Origin of the sequence: Neorhizobium tunisiense, assembly GCF_039631515.1 — a bacterium.
Taxonomy (GTDB): Bacteria; Pseudomonadota; Alphaproteobacteria; order Rhizobiales; family Rhizobiaceae; genus Neorhizobium.
Genome location: NZ_JBDIUU010000012.1, coordinates 73,753 through 92,771, shown reverse-complemented (window position 1 = coordinate 92,771; position 19,019 = coordinate 73,753). Strand labels below are relative to the sequence as shown.

The 19,019-nt window shown below is 60.8% G+C and carries 16 protein-coding genes; 6 read left to right on the top strand and 10 right to left on the bottom strand.

What is annotated here, in order from left to right; genetic code table 11:
* Positions 1 to 85: 85 nt before the first annotated feature.
* Both ABCW43_RS27430 and htpX read right to left on the bottom strand, forming a co-directional pair.
* Positions 86 to 1,504, bottom strand: a complete 1,419-nt coding sequence (locus ABCW43_RS27430; RefSeq protein ID WP_445739014.1) for an RsmB/NOP family class I SAM-dependent RNA methyltransferase — start codon at positions 1,502 to 1,504, stop codon at positions 86 to 88.
* Positions 1,495 to 2,466, bottom strand: coding sequence for a zinc metalloprotease HtpX (gene htpX, locus ABCW43_RS27425; protein WP_345930441.1), 972 nt, complete (start codon positions 2,464 to 2,466; stop codon positions 1,495 to 1,497). The genes ABCW43_RS27430 and htpX overlap by 10 nt, the downstream gene beginning before the upstream one ends.
* A gap of 123 nt (positions 2,467 to 2,589) precedes the next feature.
* On the opposite strand from htpX, the gene ABCW43_RS27420 reads away from it, so the two are divergent.
* Positions 2,590 to 2,808, top strand: a complete 219-nt coding sequence (locus ABCW43_RS27420) for a DUF1674 domain-containing protein (RefSeq protein WP_345930439.1) — start codon at positions 2,590 to 2,592, stop codon at positions 2,806 to 2,808.
* 49 nt (positions 2,809 to 2,857) lie between these two features.
* Positions 2,858 to 3,304: a thermonuclease family protein gene (locus ABCW43_RS27415; protein WP_345930437.1), complete on the top strand. Its 447-nt coding sequence runs from the start codon at positions 2,858 to 2,860 to the stop codon at positions 3,302 to 3,304.
* A gap of 36 nt (positions 3,305 to 3,340) precedes the next feature.
* On the opposite strand, the gene acs is transcribed toward ABCW43_RS27415, so the two are convergent.
* A complete protein-coding gene (gene acs, locus ABCW43_RS27410) occupies positions 3,341 to 5,293 on the bottom strand; it encodes an acetate--CoA ligase (protein ID WP_345930435.1) in 1,953 nt (650 codons plus the stop codon).
* A 239-nt stretch (positions 5,294 to 5,532) separates the two neighbouring features.
* Between acs and ABCW43_RS27405 the strand changes: the two genes are divergently transcribed.
* Positions 5,533 to 6,249 carry a DUF1013 domain-containing protein gene (locus ABCW43_RS27405; RefSeq protein WP_345930433.1) on the top strand — a complete coding sequence of 239 codons (717 nt, stop codon included), beginning with the start codon at positions 5,533 to 5,535 and terminating at the stop codon, positions 6,247 to 6,249.
* A 56-nt stretch (positions 6,250 to 6,305) separates the two neighbouring features.
* Here ABCW43_RS27405 and ABCW43_RS27400 read toward each other — a convergent pair whose 3' ends face one another.
* Both ABCW43_RS27400 and ABCW43_RS27395 read right to left on the bottom strand, forming a co-directional pair.
* Positions 6,306 to 8,237, bottom strand: a complete 1,932-nt coding sequence (locus tag ABCW43_RS27400) for a propionyl-CoA synthetase (protein ID WP_345930431.1) — start codon at positions 8,235 to 8,237, stop codon at positions 6,306 to 6,308.
* A 106-nt stretch (positions 8,238 to 8,343) separates the two neighbouring features.
* Positions 8,344 to 9,003, bottom strand: coding sequence for a YggS family pyridoxal phosphate-dependent enzyme (locus ABCW43_RS27395; protein WP_345930428.1), 660 nt, complete (start codon positions 9,001 to 9,003; stop codon positions 8,344 to 8,346).
* A gap of 176 nt (positions 9,004 to 9,179) precedes the next feature.
* Between ABCW43_RS27395 and leuS the strand changes: the two genes are divergently transcribed.
* The 3 genes from leuS to holA are packed head-to-tail and all read left to right on the top strand — an operon-like array spanning position 9,180 to position 13,388.
* A complete protein-coding gene (leuS, locus tag ABCW43_RS27390) occupies positions 9,180 to 11,810 on the top strand; it encodes a leucine--tRNA ligase (protein WP_345930426.1) in 2,631 nt (876 codons plus the stop codon).
* 40 nt (positions 11,811 to 11,850) lie between these two features.
* Positions 11,851 to 12,369, top strand: coding sequence for a hypothetical protein (locus ABCW43_RS27385; RefSeq protein WP_345930424.1), 519 nt, complete (start codon positions 11,851 to 11,853; stop codon positions 12,367 to 12,369).
* Positions 12,357 to 13,388 carry a DNA polymerase III subunit delta gene (holA, locus tag ABCW43_RS27380; RefSeq protein ID WP_345930422.1) on the top strand — a complete coding sequence of 344 codons (1,032 nt, stop codon included), beginning with the start codon at positions 12,357 to 12,359 and terminating at the stop codon, positions 13,386 to 13,388. The genes ABCW43_RS27385 and holA overlap by 13 nt, the downstream gene beginning before the upstream one ends.
* 10 nt (positions 13,389 to 13,398) lie before the next feature.
* Here holA and ABCW43_RS27375 read toward each other — a convergent pair whose 3' ends face one another.
* The 5 genes from ABCW43_RS27375 to mnmE are packed head-to-tail and all read right to left on the bottom strand — an operon-like array spanning position 13,399 to position 18,960.
* Positions 13,399 to 14,280 (bottom strand): ParB/RepB/Spo0J family partition protein, encoded by an 882-nt coding sequence (locus ABCW43_RS27375; protein ID WP_306875226.1) that lies wholly within the window; start codon positions 14,278 to 14,280, stop codon positions 13,399 to 13,401.
* 27 nt (positions 14,281 to 14,307) lie between these two features.
* The gene (locus ABCW43_RS27370) at positions 14,308 to 15,099 is read right to left on the bottom strand and encodes a ParA family protein (protein ID WP_345930419.1); all 792 of its coding nucleotides are present in this window, start codon (positions 15,097 to 15,099) and stop codon (positions 14,308 to 14,310) included.
* Positions 15,100 to 15,114: 15 nt separating this feature from the next.
* On the bottom strand, positions 15,115 to 15,732 hold the full coding sequence (gene rsmG, locus ABCW43_RS27365; RefSeq protein ID WP_345930417.1) for a 16S rRNA (guanine(527)-N(7))-methyltransferase RsmG: 618 nt from the start codon (positions 15,730 to 15,732) through the stop codon (positions 15,115 to 15,117).
* Positions 15,732 to 17,612 carry a tRNA uridine-5-carboxymethylaminomethyl(34) synthesis enzyme MnmG gene (mnmG, locus tag ABCW43_RS27360; protein WP_345930415.1) on the bottom strand — a complete coding sequence of 627 codons (1,881 nt, stop codon included), beginning with the start codon at positions 17,610 to 17,612 and terminating at the stop codon, positions 15,732 to 15,734. The genes rsmG and mnmG overlap by 1 nt, the downstream gene beginning before the upstream one ends.
* A 43-nt stretch (positions 17,613 to 17,655) precedes the next feature.
* Entirely contained in the window at positions 17,656 to 18,960 is a 1,305-nt protein-coding gene (gene mnmE, locus ABCW43_RS27355; protein WP_345930413.1) for a tRNA uridine-5-carboxymethylaminomethyl(34) synthesis GTPase MnmE, read from the bottom strand.
* Positions 18,961 to 19,019: the final 59 nt, after the last annotated feature.

Genomic DNA, 19,019 nt, shown 5'->3' with positions numbered 1-19,019 from the left:
CTCCGCAGGAATCAGCCTCCGCCCCGCCGGCGGGAATCAACTATTAGCTTGTTCGAAAGTATCAGTCCGTATGGTGAAGAAAGCCTTACCGGACTTGGAGCACGCTCGCGAAGAATCCATCCATGCCGCCGACAAAATTTTCATTGGCGGGCAGCATGGCCGGCGTTGTGCGGAATTCGCCGAGTGGCGAGATCGCTCCCTCCAGCCCCGGCCAGTCTTCAGGATTGACGGGCAGGCGTTCCAATTCCGGATGGTCCTTGAGCACCCGCACAACCAGTTCCTCACCCTCCAGCGAATCAAGCGAACAATTGGAGAAAACGATAATGCCGCCCGGTTTCACCAGCGTGACGGCGTGCCGCAGCATTTTTTCCTGAAGCGCCGCGAGCTTGGCCACATCCTCCGGACCCTTGGTCCACAGCACGTCCGGATGCCGGCGCGTGGTACCAGTCGAGGAGCAGGGCGCGTCGAGCAGCACGCCGTCCAGCGGCTCCGTCGGCTTGAAGTCGAAAAGGTCGCCACCGACAAACTCCGCCTCGTAACCGAGACGTCCAAGGTTTTCCTTGAGCCGCGCCAGCCGGTTCGCAGATTGCTCGACAGCGATCACCTCGGCACCGGCCGCAATCAGCTGCGCCGTCTTGCCGCCGGGTGCAGCGCAGAGATCGGCGACTTTCTTGCCTTTGAGATCGCCGAACAGCTTTGCCGGGATGCTGGCCGCGACATCCTGCACCCACCAGGCGCCCTCATCGAACCCTTGGAGCGCGGAAACCGCACCATCGAAGGCCGCGAGGCGTATGCTGCCAGTGGGCAAAACCGTGCCCCCGATTTTTTCCGCCCAGGCGGCGGGGTCGGATTTGACGGTCAGGTCGATAGCGGCGGGAACCAGCTGGGCCTCGGCGATACGATCCGCTTCCGCCTCGCCGTAAAGGGCGACCAAACGCTTGCGGAACCAGGCCGGAACCGGGGAAATACTGGCGGTCGCGGCAAGGATCTCGTCCTTTTCCCGGTCCAGGCGACGCAAAACCGCATTCACCAGCTTGGCGAAACGGCGGTTGCGCGGATCGCGATTGGCCTGTTCGACCGCGAGATCGACGGCGGCATGCGGCGGCACGTCGAGATGCAGGATCTGCGCCGCGGCGATCACCAGCACATGGTGGAGCGCGCGCGCACCTTCCGGCAGCGGCGTATCGATCAGCGAAGTGATCGCCGCCTCGATGCGCGGCAGATGACGGAGCGCGGTGTTGAGAATGGCGCGTGTCAGCGCGCGGTCGGCGTCATTGAGCGCCCGATAGGCCGGATTGCCATGCACGAGGTCGAGCATGCCGTCGAGCGAGATCTTGCGATCGACGACGGCCGCCAGAAGCTTGGCGGCGGTGACACGAACTTCGAGGCCCGCCTTGAAGGGGCCGCTTTCCCGCTCCGAGTGAGCCGGTTTCCTGCGCTGTTCGGCTGGCTTGCCCGTTGGCTTGTGTGGCTTCTTGTTCTTCTTGGCTTCGTTCAAGACCAGGGACCTTTGCGCGGTTCATCCGAGCCGCGGCCCCAACCGGTATTCGGGACGGAGCGCGCGGTGCGCTGCGGTCTATCAGCCCGGAACCCGGCCGTCGAGGCACCACCCCGAGAACCAGGGAACTGGCCGGCCATCTGCTGCAGCGCGGCGATCCGGTTGCCGGTGTCGGGGTGGGTCGAGAACAGGTTGTCCATGCGCTCGCCCGACAGGGGGTTGATGATGAACATATGCGCCGTCGCCGGGTTGCGTTCGGCCTCGTAGTTCGGGATCTGATGCGCCGCACCGGCGATCTTGCCGAGTGCCGAGGCGAGCCACAAAGGATTGCCGCAGATCTCGGCGCCGCGCCGGTCGGCCGAATATTCGCGCGTCCGGCTGATCGCCATCTGCACCAGCATCGCCGCAAACGGCGCGACGATCATCGCCACCAGCACGCCGACAAAACCGAGCGGATTGTTGTTCTCGCGATTGCCACCGAAGAAAAAGGCGAAATTGCCGAGCATCGAGATCGCGCCGGCAAGCGTCGCTGTAATCGTCATAGTCAGCGTGTCGCGGTTCTGGATATGCGCTAGTTCATGCGCCATCACGCCCGCCACTTCCTCATGGGTCAGGCGCTGCATCAGCCCGGTGGACGCAGCAACGGCTGCGTTCTGCGGATTGCGCCCGGTCGCAAAGGCGTTCGGCTGCGGATTGTCGTAGACATAGACCTTCGGCATCGGCAGGCCGGCATTGGCCGAAAGATCGCGGATCATGTTGTAGAATTCCGGGGCGCTGCGCGCATCGACCTCCTGGGCGTGATAGGCCGACAGCACCATCTTGTCGGAGTTCCAGTAGGAAAACAGGTTCATGCCGGCAGCGATCACCAGCGCGATCATCATGCCGCCCGTGCCACCAATCAGAAAACCGATCCCCATGAAGAGGGCCGTCATGAAGGCCAGAAGCATGGCGGTGCGCATTACATTCATCGTCATCTCTCCCGTTGCCGATATCGCCTCAGGGCCGCTAGAGGGTTTTCCCGCGGGGGCGAACGCTCTATGATGTGGTCAATTCAACCAGAATTTTCAATAATCGACCCGGCAAAGCCCAAGATGCAGAACGCAGATAACGACAATTCGGAAATCGCACCGGAAGAAGCCGCCCCCAGGAAGTCCCTTTCCCCGGCCGCCGAGCGCGCCCTGAAGGAAGCCGAGGAACGCCGCCAGGCGGCAGCCAAGGCCGAAATGCCCGAAGAATTCGGCGGCCGCGGCGGCGCCGACCCCGCCCGCTTCGGCGACTGGGAGATCAACGGCCGAGCGATTGACTTCTAAGTAAATATTCCTATTGACTTCGCCAGTGGATCGGAATTTATTCCTTTCCATGATCAAAGCACTTGTGATTCTCACTGGCGTCGTCGCGGTGTTCACCACCGAAGCTGCAGCGCGTGACGAGATCTCCGGGCCGGTGACGGCAGAAATCCTGCGGGTCATCGACGGCGATACGCTGCTGGTCGAGGCGCAGCCCTGGCCGCAGCAGAAGATGGAAGTTTATGTGCGTATTCGGGGCATCGATGCGCCGGAGCTGAAATCGAAATGCGAGCGACTTCGTGAGGCGGGACTCGACGCCCAACGCGCACTCGAAGCGCTGACCGCCCAATCACGCAAAATTCAGCTCACCCATATTTCCGGCGACAAATATTTCGGCCGCATTGTCGCGGACGTTGTGCTCTCCGATGGCCGCAGCGCCGGCAGCGATCTGCTGCTCGCCGGCCTCGTGCAGACCTATGACGGCGGACGCAAGCCGCAGCAGGTCTGCGACACCAACTGAAAAGGCCGCCCGGTTTCCCGAGCGGCCCTTGATTGGTCAACCCGCCTTGTTCTGCCGGTTGGCGATCAGGTCGTCCACCACGCCGGGATCGGCGAGCGTCGAGATATCCCCCAGCGAGCCAAAGTCGTCCTCGGCGATCTTGCGCAGGATGCGGCGCATGATCTTGCCCGACCGGGTCTTCGGCAGGCCGGGTGCGAACTGGATCTTGTCCGGGGCGGCGATCGGGCCGATTTCCTGGCGGACGTGCTTCACCAGTTCCTGGCGCAGCGCATCATTGCCCTCGTGGCCCGCCATCAGCGTCACGTAGCAATAGATGCCCTGGCCCTTGATATTGTGCGGATAACCGACGACGGCGGCCTCCGACACGAGATTGTGCGAGACCAGCGCTGATTCCACTTCCGCCGTGCCGAGCCGGTGGCCGGAGACGTTCAGCACGTCGTCGACGCGGCCGGTGATCCAGTAATAACCGTCCTCGTCGCGCCGGCAGCCGTCACCGGTGAAATATTTGCCCTTGTAGGTGGAGAAATAGGCCTGGATGAAACGCTCATGGTCGCCATAGAGCGTGCGCATCATGCCCGGCCAGGCGTCGGTGATGCAGAGATTGCCGTCGGCTGCCCCTTCCAGCACCTTGCCTTCGTTATCGACCAGTTCGGGCTTCACGCCAAAGAACGGCTTGGTCGCCGAACCGGGTTTGAGGTCGGTAGCGCCCGGCAGCGGCGTGATCATGTGGCCGCCGGTTTCCGTCTGCCACCAGGTATCGACCACCGGGCAGCGCTTGTCGCCGACCACGTTGTAATACCATTCCCAGGCTTCCGGATTGATCGGCTCGCCGACCGTGCCAAGCAGGCGCAGGCTTTCGCGCGAGGAGCGCTTCACGAATTCGTCGCCGGCGCCCATCAGCGAGCGGATCGCCGTCGGTGCGGTGTAGAAGATGTTGACCTTGTGCTTGTCGATGATTTCCCAGAAGCGGCCCTGGTCCGGGAAGTTCGGCACGCCTTCGAACATCAGCGAGGTGGCGCAGTTCGCCAGCGGCCCGTAGACGATGTAGGAATGGCCGGTGACCCAGCCCACATCCGCCGTACACCAGTAGATGTCGCCGTCATGGTAGTCGAACGTATATTCGTGGGTCATCGCCGCGAACACGAGATAACCGCCGGTCGTGTGCAGCACGCCCTTCGGCTTGCCGGTCGAACCCGACGTGTAAAGGATGAACAGCGGATCCTCCGCCTTCATCTTCACCGGCTCGCAATGTCCCTTCACGGTGGCGATTTCCTGGTGGTACCAGACGTCACGCCCTGGCGCCCAGCCGGTCTTGCCGCCGGTGCGGCGCACCACCACGACCTTGTTGACGATCACGTGCTGGCGGGCAGCGATATGGATCGCCGTGTCAGTATTGTCCTTGAGCGGCACCGGCTTGCCGCCGCGCACGCCCTCGTCGCAGGTGATCACGAAGGTGGACTGGCAGTCGATGATGCGGCCGGCCAGCGCTTCCGGCGAGAACCCGCCGAACACGACCGAATGCACTGCGCCGATACGGGCGCAGGCGAGCATCGCATAGGCCGCTTCCGGGATCATCGGCATGTAGATTGTGACGCGGTCGCCTTTCTTGACGCCGTGTTTCTTCAGCACGTTGGCTAGCCGGCAGACCTGATCGTAAAGCTGGTTATAGGTGATCTTCTTGTCGATATAGGGATTGTCGCCCTCCCAGATCAGCGCCGTGCGCTCCCCATGCGTCTTCAGGTGGCGGTCGATGCAATTGTAGGAAACGTTGGTCAGGCCGTCCTCGAACCACTTGATCGAGACCTTGCCCTTGAAGGAGGTATTCTTGACCTTGGTATAGGGCTTGAACCAGTCGATGCGCTTGCCGTGCTTGCCCCAGAACTTGTCCGGATCCTCAACGCTCTCCTCGTACCACTTTTCGTATTTGTCCTTGTCGATGAGCGCTTTTGCTTTGGCAGACTTGAGGACCGGGTAGACTTTTTCGGACATGAACACCTCCCTGAATTGGCACGCATGACGACGCATCGAGCCGTCAGCGATATGTGCCGCATTCATAACAGGTGAGGCAAGGGCGGCAATTAGACAAACGGTTCATCTCGGGGCAACGATCTCGCTTCAAAGATTTGCAATTCCGTCCCAATTCGATTATAGGGCGGTAAATTCCCGGAAATTGTGGTTGATACCCACGGCCCGCGACACCGGCGCGGACGGACAGAGGACCTATACCCATGGCTCAACAATTGCTCATGCCGAAGGCGACCGCTGTATGGCTGGTCGACAATACCGCACTTTCCTTTGATCAGATCGCCAATTTCTGCAAGCTGCACCCGCTCGAGGTGAAGGCGATTGCGGATGGCGAAGCGGCACAGGGCATCAAGGGCCTGGACCCGATCGCCACCGGCCAGCTTTCGCGCGATGAAATCGAGCGCGGCGAAAAGGACGTCAACTACAAGCTGAAGCTTTCCGAGCCGAAGGTTCGCGTGCCCGAATCGAAGCGCCGCGGCCCGCGCTACACGCCGGTCTCCAAGCGCCAGGATCGCCCGAACGCCATTCTCTGGCTGGTCCGCAACCATCCGGAACTGAAGGACGCCCAGATCTCCCGCCTCGTCGGCACCACCAAGTCGACGATCGAGCAGATCCGCGAGCGCACCCACTGGAACTCGACCAACCTGACGCCGATGGACCCGGTCACGCTCGGCCTCTGCAGCCAGATCGATCTCGACCTCGAAGTCGAACGCGCTTCCAAGGGCCGTCCGCTGCCGACCGCAGCCGAACTCGGCGCTTCCCTGCAGCCGGCGGCCGAAACCGAAAACCTCGGCTTCAGCTATCGCAACGAGCGCGAGGAAGAGAAGGAAAAGGAGATCGACGCAGACGCCGTTTTCGCCAAGCTCTCGTCGCTCAAGTCCACCCGTCGCGACGACGACGAGGAAGAAGACCGCTTCTGATCGAACCATTTCGATTGCATGAAAAAGCCCCGGAGACGATCCGGGGCTTTTTTCGTTCAGGCGCTCTGTTTCAGGCCACTGCCCTCGCGGGCATAACCGTTCGCCTTCAGGATCACAGTGATTTCGTCCAGCACCGTCGCATCCTCGATGGTCGCCGGCATTTTCCACGGCATGTCGTCGGCGATCTTCTGCATGGTGCCGCGCAGGATCTTGCCGGACCGGGTCTTGGGCAGCTTGTGAACCACCATCACCGTCTTGAACGCCGCGACCGGGCCGATCTCGTTGCGCACCAGCGCGGCGACCTCCCGGGCGATATCGGAGGTTTCCCGTGAAACATGGTTCTTCAGCACCAGGAAGCCGCAGGGGATCTGCCCCTTGGTCGCATCATGGACGCCGATCACCGCGCATTCGGCAACGTCGGGATGTTTGGCGCAGACTTCCTCCATCGCCCCGGTCGAAAGCCGGTGGCCGGCGCAGTTGATGATGTCGTCGGTGCGCGCCATCACGAAGATGTAGCCGTCCTCATCCATCATCCCGGCATCCGCGGTCTTGTAGTAACCCGGGAATTCCTCGAGACACGCCTCGCGAAACCGCTGGTCCGCATTCCAGAAGCTGACTAAGCAGCCGGGCGGCAGCGGCAGCTTGATGACGATATTGCCGAGCGTGCCGCGCGGCACCGGATGCCCGGCATCGTCCAGCACCTCGAGCGCATAACCGGGCATCGGACGCGTCGGCGAACCGTGCTTGACCGGCATCAGCCCGAGCCCGACTGTGTTGGCCGCTACCGGCCAGCCCGTCTCCGTCTGCCACCAGTGGTCGATGACGGGGATCTTCAGCTTCTGCTCTGCCCATTTCAGCGTTTCCGAATCGGCCCGCTCGCCGGCGAGGAACAGCGCACGCATGCCCGTCAGGTCGTATTTTCCAACCAGTTCGCCATCCGGATCGTCGCGCCGGATAGCGCGAAAAGCCGTCGGCGCGGTGAACAGCACCTTCACGTCGTGATCGCTAACGACACGCCAGAACGTGCCTGCATCCGGCGTGCCGACCGGCTTGCCCTCGAAGATCACGCTGGTATTGCCGGTCAGCAGCGGCGCATAAACGATATAGGAATGGCCGACGACCCAGCCGATATCGGACGCCGTCCAGAACACTTCACCCGGCTTCACGCCGAAAATGTTCTCCATGCTCCAATGCAGCGCCACCATGTGCCCGCCATTGTCGCGCACGACGCCCTTCGGCTGCCCGGTCGTCCCGGACGTGTAGAGGATGTAGAGGGGATCGGTTGCCTTGACCGGCACGCATGGCACATCCCTGCCCCGCGCCTTTTCGATGGTTATGGCGAAATCCAGCTCCCCCCGCTCCGGGCGCAGCTCCGCCTGGAGCTGCTCGCGCTGCAGGATGAGGCAATGCTCGGGTTTCACGCGGGCAAGCTCGATCGCCTGGTCGATCAGGGGCTTGTAGGCAACCACCCGGCCCGGTTCCAGGCCGCAGCTCGCACCGATCACCAGTTTCGCTTCCGAATCGTTCAGCCGTGCCGCCAGCTCCAGCGCCGCAAACCCGCCGAACACGACCGAATGTACCGCCCCGAGCCGCGCACAGGCCAGCATGGAAAAAATCGCTTCCGGCACCATCGGCATGTAGATGACGACGCGGTCGCCCTTGCCGATGCCGAGGTCAAGCAGAACCGCAGCGATCGCCTTCACCTCATCGAGAACCTCGGCATAGGTGAAAGTCTGCTGTTTTCCCGTCATCGCGCTGTCGTGGATGAAGGCGCGCTGCCCGCCCCGTCCGGCCGCCACGTGCCGGTCGAGACAGTTGTAACAGGTATTGGTCTCACCATCGGTAAACCAGCGCCCATAGACGCCCTGGTCACCGTTGAAGACCTTCTCCGGTTCCTTGAACCAGTGGATGGCGTCAGAGGCGTTTTTCCAGAATCCTTCCGGATCCTTTTGCCAGCCTTCATACACGTCGAAATAGCGGCTTTGCATCTGCACCTCCCGTCACATGAGCACAGCCCGGAATGACCAATCTAGGGTGCTCGGGAGGTGCCGGGAAGCCCGACGAAAGCGCTAGGCGCTTGGCAAAAGCCTGTTTTCAGCGCGAACCGAAGATGGCCGAGCCGACGCGGACGCTGGTCGCGCCGAATTCCACTGCCGTCTCGAAATCCCCGGACATGCCCATGGAGAGCTTTTCGACGCCGCATTCCTTGGCGAGCTTGGCAAGCAAGGCAAAATGCGGCCCCGGATTTTCCTCGGCCGGCGGAATGCACATCAGCCCCTCGATCGAAAGCCCGAGCTCCCTGCGGCAAAGCTCCACAAACGCGACGGTCTGCTTCGGCTCGATGCCGGCCTTCTGCGGCTCCAGCCCGGTATTGACCTGCACATAAAGCTTCGGCGCCTTGCCTTGTCTCTTGATCTCGTCGGCCAATGCGCGGGCGATCTTCTCCCGATCCACCGTCTCGATCACATCGAACAGCGCCACGGCATCGGCCGCCTTGTTGGATTGCAGCGGCCCGATCAGATGCAGCTCGACATCCGGCGTCTCGGCCTTCAGTTCCGGCCACTTGCCCTGACTTTCCTGCACGCGGTTTTCGCCGAACACCCGCTGCCCGGCAGCGATCACCGGGCGGATGTCTTCCCCATCAAACGTCTTCGACACCGCCACGAGCGCCACCGACCCCACAGGTCGCTTCGACAGGCGTTCCGCCTTCCCGATCCGTGCCTTCACATCCCGCAGCCGTTCTTCGACGCTCATGGCAATGCCTTCCGCTTTTCTTGCAAGCTCAGCGCTTAGCCCTCATATAAGGCTCTGCCAAGGGTGTTTCGCCCAAACTTGGCCTTTCCCAACCCCGTAAAACTTGACGCTTGCGGGGTTTCATGGTGAAGGTCTCGCCCGACTCTCAGATCTTATTTTCCCGGAATATCATTGAAATGGCGACTGAACGTTATAATCCGCGCGATGCCGAGCCCCGTTGGCAGCAGACCTGGAACGATGCCAAGGTTTTCGAAACCGACAACAGCGATCCGCGCGAAAAATACTACGTTCTGGAGATGTTTCCCTATCCGTCGGGCCGCATCCACATGGGCCATGTGCGCAACTACGCCATGGGCGACGTGGTGGCCCGCTACAAGCGCGCCCGCGGTTTCAACGTCCTGCATCCGATGGGCTGGGACGCTTTCGGCATGCCGGCCGAAAACGCCGCCCGCGACAACAAAGTGCATCCGAAGACCTGGACCTACCAGAACATCGAATCCATGAAGGCGCAGTTGAAGGCCATGGGCCTGTCGCTCGACTGGTCACGCGAATTCGCCACCTGCGACGTCGAATATTACCAGCAGCAGCAGCACCTCTTTCTCGACATGATGGAAAAGGGTCTCGTCTACCGCAAGCAGTCCAAGGTCAATTGGGACCCTGTCGACCAGACGGTTCTCGCCAACGAACAGGTCATCGACGGCCGCGGCTGGCGCTCAGGTGCCCTGGTAGAGCAGCGCGACCTGGTACAGTGGTTCTTCAAGATCACCGATTTCAGCCAGGATCTGCTGGACTCGCTCGACACACTCGACCAGTGGCCTGAAAAGGTCCGGCTGATGCAGAAGAACTGGATCGGCCGCTCCGAGGGCCTGACGGTTCGCTGGGAAATCGTGAGTTCGACGGCACCCGCCGGCGAAAGCGAGGTCGTGGTCTACACGACCCGGCCGGATACCTTGTTCGGCGCCTCCTTCCTGGCCATCGCCGCCGACCATCCGCTGGCCAAGGCGGCCGCAGCGCAGAATCCGGCTATCGAAGCTTTTGCCGAAGAATGCCGCCATCATGGAACCTCGCTCGCGGCATTGGAGACGGCCGAGAAGAAGGGCATAGACACGGGTATCCGCGTCAGGCACCCGCTCGATCCCTCCTGGGAACTGCCGGTCTATGTCGCGAACTTCGTGCTGATGGATTACGGCACCGGCGCCATCTTCGGCTGCCCGTCCGGTGACCAGCGCGACCTGGATTTCGCCCGCAAATACGGTCTGCCGGTCGTTCCGGTCGTCATGCCGAAGGACGGCGATGCCGCGACCTTTACCGTCGGCGATACGGCTTACGTCGATGACGGCGTAATGATCAATTCGCGCTTTCTGGACGGCAAGACGACAGACGAAGCCTTCGCGATCGTCGCAGACCGCCTATCGGAAACGCTGGTCGGCAACATGCCGCAGGGTGAGCGCAAGGTGAACTTCCGCCTGCGCGACTGGGGCATTTCCCGCCAGCGCTACTGGGGCTGCCCGATCCCGGTCATCCATTGCGATGACTGCGGCGTCGTGCCCGTGCCGAAGGCCGACCTGCCGGTGAAGCTGCCGGACGACGTCACCTTCGACCTGCCCGGCAACCCGCTCGACCGCCATCCGACCTGGCGCCACGTCGCCTGCCCGCAATGCGGCAAGCAGGCACGCCGTGAGACGGACACGATGGATACGTTCGTCGATTCGAGCTGGTATTTCACCCGCTTCACGGCGCCTTGGGAAAAGGATCCGACCGATCCGGCTGTTGCCAACCGCTGGCTGCCGGTCGACCAGTATATCGGCGGCATCGAACATGCGATCCTGCACCTGCTCTATTCCCGCTTCTTCACCCGCGCCATGCGCGAAACAGGCCATGTCGACGCCAAGGAACCCTTCAAGGGGCTCTTCACGCAGGGCATGGTCGTGCACGAAACCTATCGCCGCGGCTCCGGCCCGAACGGTGAATGGGTCGCACCGGCCGATATCCGCATCGAGGAAGTCGACGGCAAACGCCGCGCCACCATGCTGAAGGGCGGCGAGGAAGTCACGATCGGCTCGATCGAGAAGATGTCGAAATCGAAGAAGAACGTCGTCGATCCGGACGATATCATCGCCTCCTACGGTGCCGATACCGCTCGGTTCTTCGTACTGTCCGACTCTCCGCCGGACCGCGACGTCATCTGGTCGGAAGCCGGTGTCGAAGGCGCTCATCGCTTCACCCAGCGCCTGTGGCGCCTGATTTCGGAAGCCTCTGAAAACTTGGTTGGCGTCGATCCGGTGCCGGCTAAGGACGGAGAGGCTCTGGCGATCTCGCAGCTCGCCCACAAGACGCTGAAGGCGGTTCAAGGGGACTACGACAAGCTCTCCTTCAACAAGGCCGTGGCGCGCATCTATGAGCTCGTGAACGCACTTGCAGCGCCGCTCGCCCGGGTCGCAGCCGGCGAGGGCGATACCGCCTATCGCGCTGCCGTCCGCAACGCCTCGGAGATCCTGATCCAGCTTGTCGCGCCCATGACGCCGCATCTGGCCGAAGAATGCTGGGCAGCGCTCGGCAACAGGGAACTGCTCTCCCTGGCTGCCTGGCCGCAATATGACGAAACACTGGTCGTCGAGAACGAGGTCACACTGCCGGTGCAAATCAACGGCAAGAAGCGCGGCGAATTGACAATCGCGCGCGACGCGGATCAAAGTGCGGTCGAAGCTGCGGTTCTGGCGCTGGATGCGGTCAAGGCGGCACTGGAAGGCCGGGCGCCGAAGAAAGTAATCGTCGTCCCACAGAGGATCGTAAACATTGTCGTTTGACCGCTCTCTTCGTCGTTTTGGGTTCGTATCCAGCCTGGTAATGCTGACAGTGCTCGCCGGCTGCCAGGTTCGCCCGCTTTATTCCGAGGCTTCCGGCACCGGCGAGCGCCTTGCCGCCGTCGGCTTCGAGCAACCCCACACCCGCCTCGATCAGGTTGTCCGCAACCATCTGGTCTTCCTGACCTCCGGCGGTGCCGGCGAATCCACCCGTCCTGCTTACGACGTGAAGCTGGTTACCAAGAGCACGGCCTCGAGCATCATTGACGATGAGGATGACGAGGACGACGACAACGTGTCGCCGACCGGCGTGCCGGTCCCCGGCCGCGTCCAGGTGGAAGGTACCTATACGATAAGCCGCATCAGCGACGGGCAGGTGCTGAAGTCCGGCAAACGTCAGGTCGTCGCGCTCATCGACATTTCGGGGCAGGGCTATGCAGGCCTCCGCGCCGTTCGCGACGCCGAAAACCGCGCCGCACGCGAACTTGCCGAGTTCATCCGCGCCGAGATCGCGATTGCGCTTTCGCGCGAACCTCAGCCGCAGACGGTATGGCAGAAGTAAAATCCCACGAATTCGATCGGTTTGCTGACAAGAGCGCGGGGCTCTACAAGATCTTCGTGATCTACGGCCCGGATCGTGGCCTCGTTTCCGAACGTGCGGCACTGATCGCGGGCAAGACCGGCATCTCCCAGGATGATCCGTTCGCGATGCTCAAGCTCGACGTTTCGGACCTGCAGGGCGACCCGGGACGGCTTCTCGATGAAGTGAATTCAATGGGCCTTTTCGGTGGCTCGAAGCTCGTCTGGCTCCGTGGCGCTGCCAATGAAAAGCCGCTTCTGGACGCGATGCAGGTTTTGGCTGACGGCCCGGCTCCCGCCAACATCCTGATCGTAGAGGCGGGCGACCTCAAGAAAGGGAGCGGGCTGCGCAAGATCGCTGAGCCCTCCCGATCCATCGCTGTCATTCCCTGCTACGCAGACGATATCAAAGCCTTGAACAGTCTCATCGATTCGGAACTGGGAAGCGAGGGCCTCAGGATCAGCCCTGGTGCCCGCCAGAGGCTCCTGGAGTTGCTGGGGGGAGATCGCGCGGCTTCCCGGAACGAGATTCGTAAACTCGCGCTTTACTGCCGTGGCACAGGCATGGTCGAAGAGGCGCAGATCGATGAAATCATCGGTGATGCCAGCGCAGTTTCGGCCGATGAAGCCGTCGACGCCATCCTTGGCGGCGATTTGCCCGGTCTGCATCGGGCCATACAGAAGATCGTCTCGTCGAAGACGCCGGTTTTTCTCGTCCTGCAATCCTGCCTCAAACAATTCCAGCTGCTGGATTTGATGAAGGCGGAGATGGAGGAGAAGAAACTCCAGACCGCCCAGGTCATGATGACGCTCGGCAGGCATATTCATTTCAAGCGGAAACCGATCATAGAAAAAGCGCTGCGAACCTGGAGCTCGCCAGCGCTGGCACGTGAAACGGAAAGATTGCAGGCTGCAATTCTGATGTCGCGGCAGAGGCAGAGCCTCGAACCCAATATTGCGTTCCACACGCTAATGGCGACAGCTATTCAGTCAAGTCGCTGAATAGGTTACGTTATCGCCGTTCAAGAAGGCGACATATCTCCTCGAGCTGTTCAAGCGTCCGATAGCCGATCCTGATCTGCCCCCCACCGTTCTTGTGGTTGATCTTCACGTCCAGACCAAGGGAATCAGAAAGGGTGCGCTCCAGCGCAAGCGTATCGGAGTCTTTTTGTTCCGCTTTCGAAACGGTTGTCGGTTCCGATTGAGCCTTGATGTCGTTCTGAGCCAGCTTTTCAGCATCACGAACCGACATCCCCTTGGCGATGATCGTCCGTGCCAGCGAAGCCGGGTCCGATGTTGTAATCAATGCACGGGCGTGACCCGCCGAAAGGCTGCCTGCTGCCAGCATATCCCGAACCGGTTCGGGTAGCTTCAACAAACGGAGGCTATTGGCGACATGGCTGCGGCTCTTGCCGATGATCTCCCCGAGATCGTTCTGAGTGTACCCATGCTCTGCAATCAGTTGATCATAACCGAGCGCCTCTTCCAGCGGGTTGAGATCTGAACGCTGGACGTTTTCAACAATGGCGATCTCGAGCGCCGTTCGATCATCCACATCGCGAACGATGACCGGAATTTCGACCAGTCCAGCGAGTTGAGCCGCCCGCCAGCGCCGTTCGCCGGCGATGATCTCATACTGATCTGTGCCCCGAGGCCGAACGACGACCGGTTGAACGATACCATGCTGCCGAATAGAGCTCGCGAGATCCTGCAGCTCGCCCTCATCAAAGCTTCGACGCGGATTCTTCGGATTGCGCGACACATGCTCGATCGGCACCATCCGATCCGGGTTGACACTGCGGGCACCACTGTTGACAGGTGCCGGCTGGTCCATCTCACCGATAAGAGCTGCAAGGCCGCGCCCAAGGCGCCGTTTCGAAAGGTCGTCGTTCATCTTCACTACTCACTTGTCTGCAAAGCTTCAGGCTGCCTTGCGCCTGCGTTCCCGCTGGATGACTTCGGAAGCCAGCTGCAAATACGCCTGGCTGCCGGCGCATTTCAGGTCATAAAGGATTGCCGGCTTACCATAGGACGGCGCTTCCGAAACGCGAACATTGCGCGGAATCAACGTATGGTAGACTTTCTCGCCGAGATGCGTCCGGACATCATTGACGACCTGTTGGGCAAGATTGTTTCGCGCATCGAACATCGTCAGGACAATCCCTTGAATATCGAGTGAAGGATTGACGCTGCGACGCACCTGATCAACGGTTTCCAGCAACTGGCTCAACCCTTCGAGGGCGAAGAACTCGCATTGCAGGGGGACAAGGATGGAATGGGCCGCCGCCATGGCGTTCATCGTCAGCAAGTTGAATGAAGGAGGGCAGTCCAACAAGATGTAGGAATAAGCCAGAGCATCGTCGCCATTCAGTGCGCTTCGAAGCTTGAACGCCCGATCGGAAGCCTGCGAAATCTCCATCTCGAACCCGAGTAGGTCCATTGTCGAAGGGACGATGTGAAGGTTCGGAACGGCCGTCTCCAGCGCAGTTTCCGCGATGGAGTTGTAACCCATCAGGAGGTCATAGGAGGAGAGCTTCCGATCACGACGCTCGATACCCAGCCCCGTGCTGGCATTGCCCTGCGGATCAAGATCCACGATAAGGACACGCTCGCCGATAGCAGCGAGCGCAGTCGCCAGGTTGATCGCTGTCGTCGTCTTGCCGACGCCACCTTTTTGGTTGGCGATCGTGATAACCCGATTTCTTTCAAACATGCGGCACCTGAAAATCTAGGGTTCTTTGTGCCTCAAATTACTAATCTCGAGGATAACTGAATCTGGCTCGACGGCACTCTGGTGTTTTATCAGATCGAATACCCAACGGCCACGGGCTTTCTCGACTTCCGCTGCGTAATCCCGGCCTTTATGAAAAAAAGCTCTGGTTTCTTTGCCGATCATCCAAGCCGACGTATAGGACAGCAGCGGGTCAAGCTCGGCAAGAGCTCTGGCAGAGATGCGCTCGCAATCCCGAAGAGCCGTGGAGGCTGATTCGATTCGTAGGGGATGGACAGATCCCCGTGCCCCCGTCTCACTGAGCGCCACCCGAAGAAACCCCGCCTTTTTCTGGTTGCTCTCAACCAGATGAACCCATCCGTCCTGAGCCTCCGCCAGCAAGATCGCTGTTATGACGCCGGGGAAGCCGCCTCCGGAACCAAGATCAAGCCATTTATATGGCAGGGGAGAGAGCTGGAAGATCTGCGCACTGTCCGCAATATGGCGTTGCCACAACTCCTGCAGGGTGGATGGAGCGACGAGGTTGATGGCTTTCGCCCACTTCAGGAAAAGCGCGGAGAAATGCTCGAGCTTTTCCTGCGTTTCACGTGAAACACTCTTGCCGTTCAGAAGCATTAAAGGACTCGCTTGAGGCGATGTGGCGCGGCGTCTTCTTTGCGAAGTAGTGCCAGAATGAGGGCAAGGGCGGCTGGCGTCATCCCATCAACCTTACTCGCCTGTGCGAGATTTCCCGGATTTGCAGCCGTCAGCTTCAGTTTAAGCTCGTTGGAAAGTCCGGGAAGCTCTGAAAAATCAAAGTCTTGCGGAATAACACGGGCTTCGTCCCGATGGGTCGCATGAATATCAGCGGCCTGCCGGTTCATATAAACCGCATAGGACGCCTCAATTTCCAGGGCCTCCCCCACCTTGGGCGACAACTGTGCCAATTCGGGCCATATGGCGGCGAGGCCCTTCAACGATTGGTCAGGATACGCCAGCAGCTCATACGCGGTCCTGCGCTGCCCGTCCTTGTTCAGCTTCAGCCCGTAACCATCGGCCTCGTTGGGGGTGAGGTTGCGGCACCGGAGCAATTCGCGGCCCGCGTCCAGCGCTTGCGTATAGGCGCGCAACTTCGCGGCCCGCGCCGGCCCGACACAACCCAGTTCGATCGCCTTCTCCGTCAGTCGAACATCCGCGTTGTCAGCTCTGAGCGACAGCCGATATTCGGCACGGGAGGTAAACATCCGATAAGGTTCAGTCACGCCGCGTGATGTGAGATCGTCAATCATGACGCCGATATAGGAATCGGCGCGGCTGAAATGATATGCCTCAGCGCCGGAAGCCTTGCGCGCGGCGTTCAATCCCGCAACCAGCCCCTGTGCCGCCGCTTCCTCATAACCCGTTGTGCCATTGATCTGTCCGGCAAGGAAAAGGCCTGGGATCTTCTTCACTTCCAGAGCCGCGGTCAGTTCGCGCGGGTCCACATGATCATATTCGATCGCGTAGCCGGGCTGCATGATCGTTACCGCCTCCAAACCCGGAATTGTGCGAATGAACGCTTCCTGGACGTCGGCGGGGAGGGATGTGGAAATGCCATTCGGATAGACGGTCGGGTCGTCCAACCCTTCCGGCTCCAGAAAGATCTGGTGTCCGTCGCGTTCGCCGAAACGAACGATCTTGTCCTCGATCGAGGGGCAGTAGCGCGGGCCGACCCCTTCGATCTGGCCTGAATACATCGCGGAACGGTGAATATTGTCCGAGATGACCCTATGCGTCGCATCCGTCGTGCGGGTGACACCGCAGGCGATCTGCGGGGTGGTGATCCTGTCGGTCATGAAGGAGAAGGGCACCGGATCCTCGTCGGCCTCCTGTAAGCCGACACGGCTCCAGTCGATCGTATTTCCGTCTAGCCGCGCCGGCGTGCCGGTTTTCAGCCGACCGAGCCGCAAGCCAAATCGCGCCAGGGTTTCAGACAATCCCAGCGAAGGAGCTTCACCCACGCGACCTGCAGGAATTTTCTGGTCACCGATGTGAATCAGGCCGCGAAGAAAGGTGCCGGTCGTCAGAATAACTGTTCCGCACCCGAATCGACGTCCGTCCTTCATTCCAACCGAGCTAGGTCGACCTGCCTTGATCTCGATATCGAAGGCGTCCCCCTCGATCACGGTGAGATTGGCATGATTGAGAATTTCACGCTGCATCGCCAGGCGATAAAGTTTGCGATCGGCCTGGGTTCGCGGCCCGCGCACCGCGGGTCCCTTCTTGCGGTTGAGAAGCCGGAACTGGATACCCGAGGCATCCGCGACGCGGCCCATCAAACCGTCGAAGGCATCAACCTCACGCACGAGATGGCCCTTGCCGAGACCACCGATCGCAGGGTTGCACGACATCACGCCGATCGTCTCTCGCTTATGAGTTACCAGCGCCGTTTTTGCACCCGTGCGTGCGGCCGCGCTCGCGGCCTCACAGCCCGCATGTCCGCCACCGATGACGATTACGTCGAATGTCGTTTCCATTTAGCCACCTTTGAAACCGCGCGAACGCTCTGTTTCACGTGAATCACTTGCCGATGCAGAACTGCGAAAAAATCACGTCAAGGAGCTGTTCCACATCGACCCGGCCGGTGATGCGGCCCAGGGACGATGCCGCAGCCCGAAGGCTCTCGGCGCGAAGATCCAGCTCCCGGCCGTTTAGCGCTTCTGCGATAAAATTGGAAGCCTCTTGCAAATATTGAAGGTGCCGCCGCCGATTGGGGACCAGGGACCCGGACCAGGTCTTCTTCAGCATCTCGAGGATCAGAGAGCGAAGTTCCTCCAGTCCATCTCCGGCCTGGCTGGAAATAGTCAGGTCGTATCCAGCCGACGGCCCGTGCATATCCACCTTCGTGCCCACCCGCAGCACTTCGGCCTTTACCTCGTCCAGAATCTGTTTCGAGTCCGAATCGATTTCCTCAAGCTGCAGAACAAGATCTGCCTGCTCGATCGCTATCTTCGCCCTGCGAACGCCTTCCTGCTCCACCCGATCAGCGCTGTCGCGCAAGCCGGCCGTATCGAAGAAACGGACGAGGTACCCCTCCATGTCGATATCGATATGCAGAAGATCCCTTGTCGTCCCGGCGATTTCCGTAACGATCGCGACATCCCGCTTTGCCAACGCATTCAGGAGGCTGGACTTGCCGGCATTGGGCGGGCCGGCGATGACCACCTTAAATCCGTCGCGGATAATTTCTCCGGCTTTCGCAGAGGCGATATGCTCCTCGAGCTCAAGATAGAGATCGCCGATCTCCGCCCAGACCCGGTCGGAAACCGATCCCGGAACATCGTCCTCATCCGCAAAGTCGAGTTCCGCCTCGATCAGGGCGCGCGCACGCGTCAATCTCTCCGCCCAGCTCATATAGAGCGCCGACTGCCCGCCAAACCCTTGTTCGACCGCCAGGCGACGCTGCATCTCGGTCTCAGCAGCAATCAGGTCCGCAAGGCCCTCGACCTCAACCAGGTCCAGCTTGCCGTTCTCGAATGCCCGGCGTGAAAACTCGCCTGCCTCCGCCAGTCGGAGCCCGATCGCCTCCAGTTCCTGATAAACCGCCGAAACAACGGCGCGGCTGCCATGCAGATGTATTTCCGCACAATCTTCACCAGTGAAGGAGTTGGGACCGGGAAACGCCAGGACCAGGGCCTGGTCGATCACCAGACCGTTGCGGCTTCGAATCGTTTTGAGCCCCGCCTTCCGATCGGCAGGCAGTTCTCCAGCCAGGCTCACCGCCGCCTCAAAGGCGCGCGGACCGCTTAGACGCAACACCGCGACACCTGCCGGCAAGGTGCCGCTGGAGAGGGCAAAGATCGTGTCGTTGTCTGCCTGGGCCATGGGATCAATTTATCAGAGGCGGCTCTAAATTGAAAAGCGCCCGGCAAGACCGAGCGCTT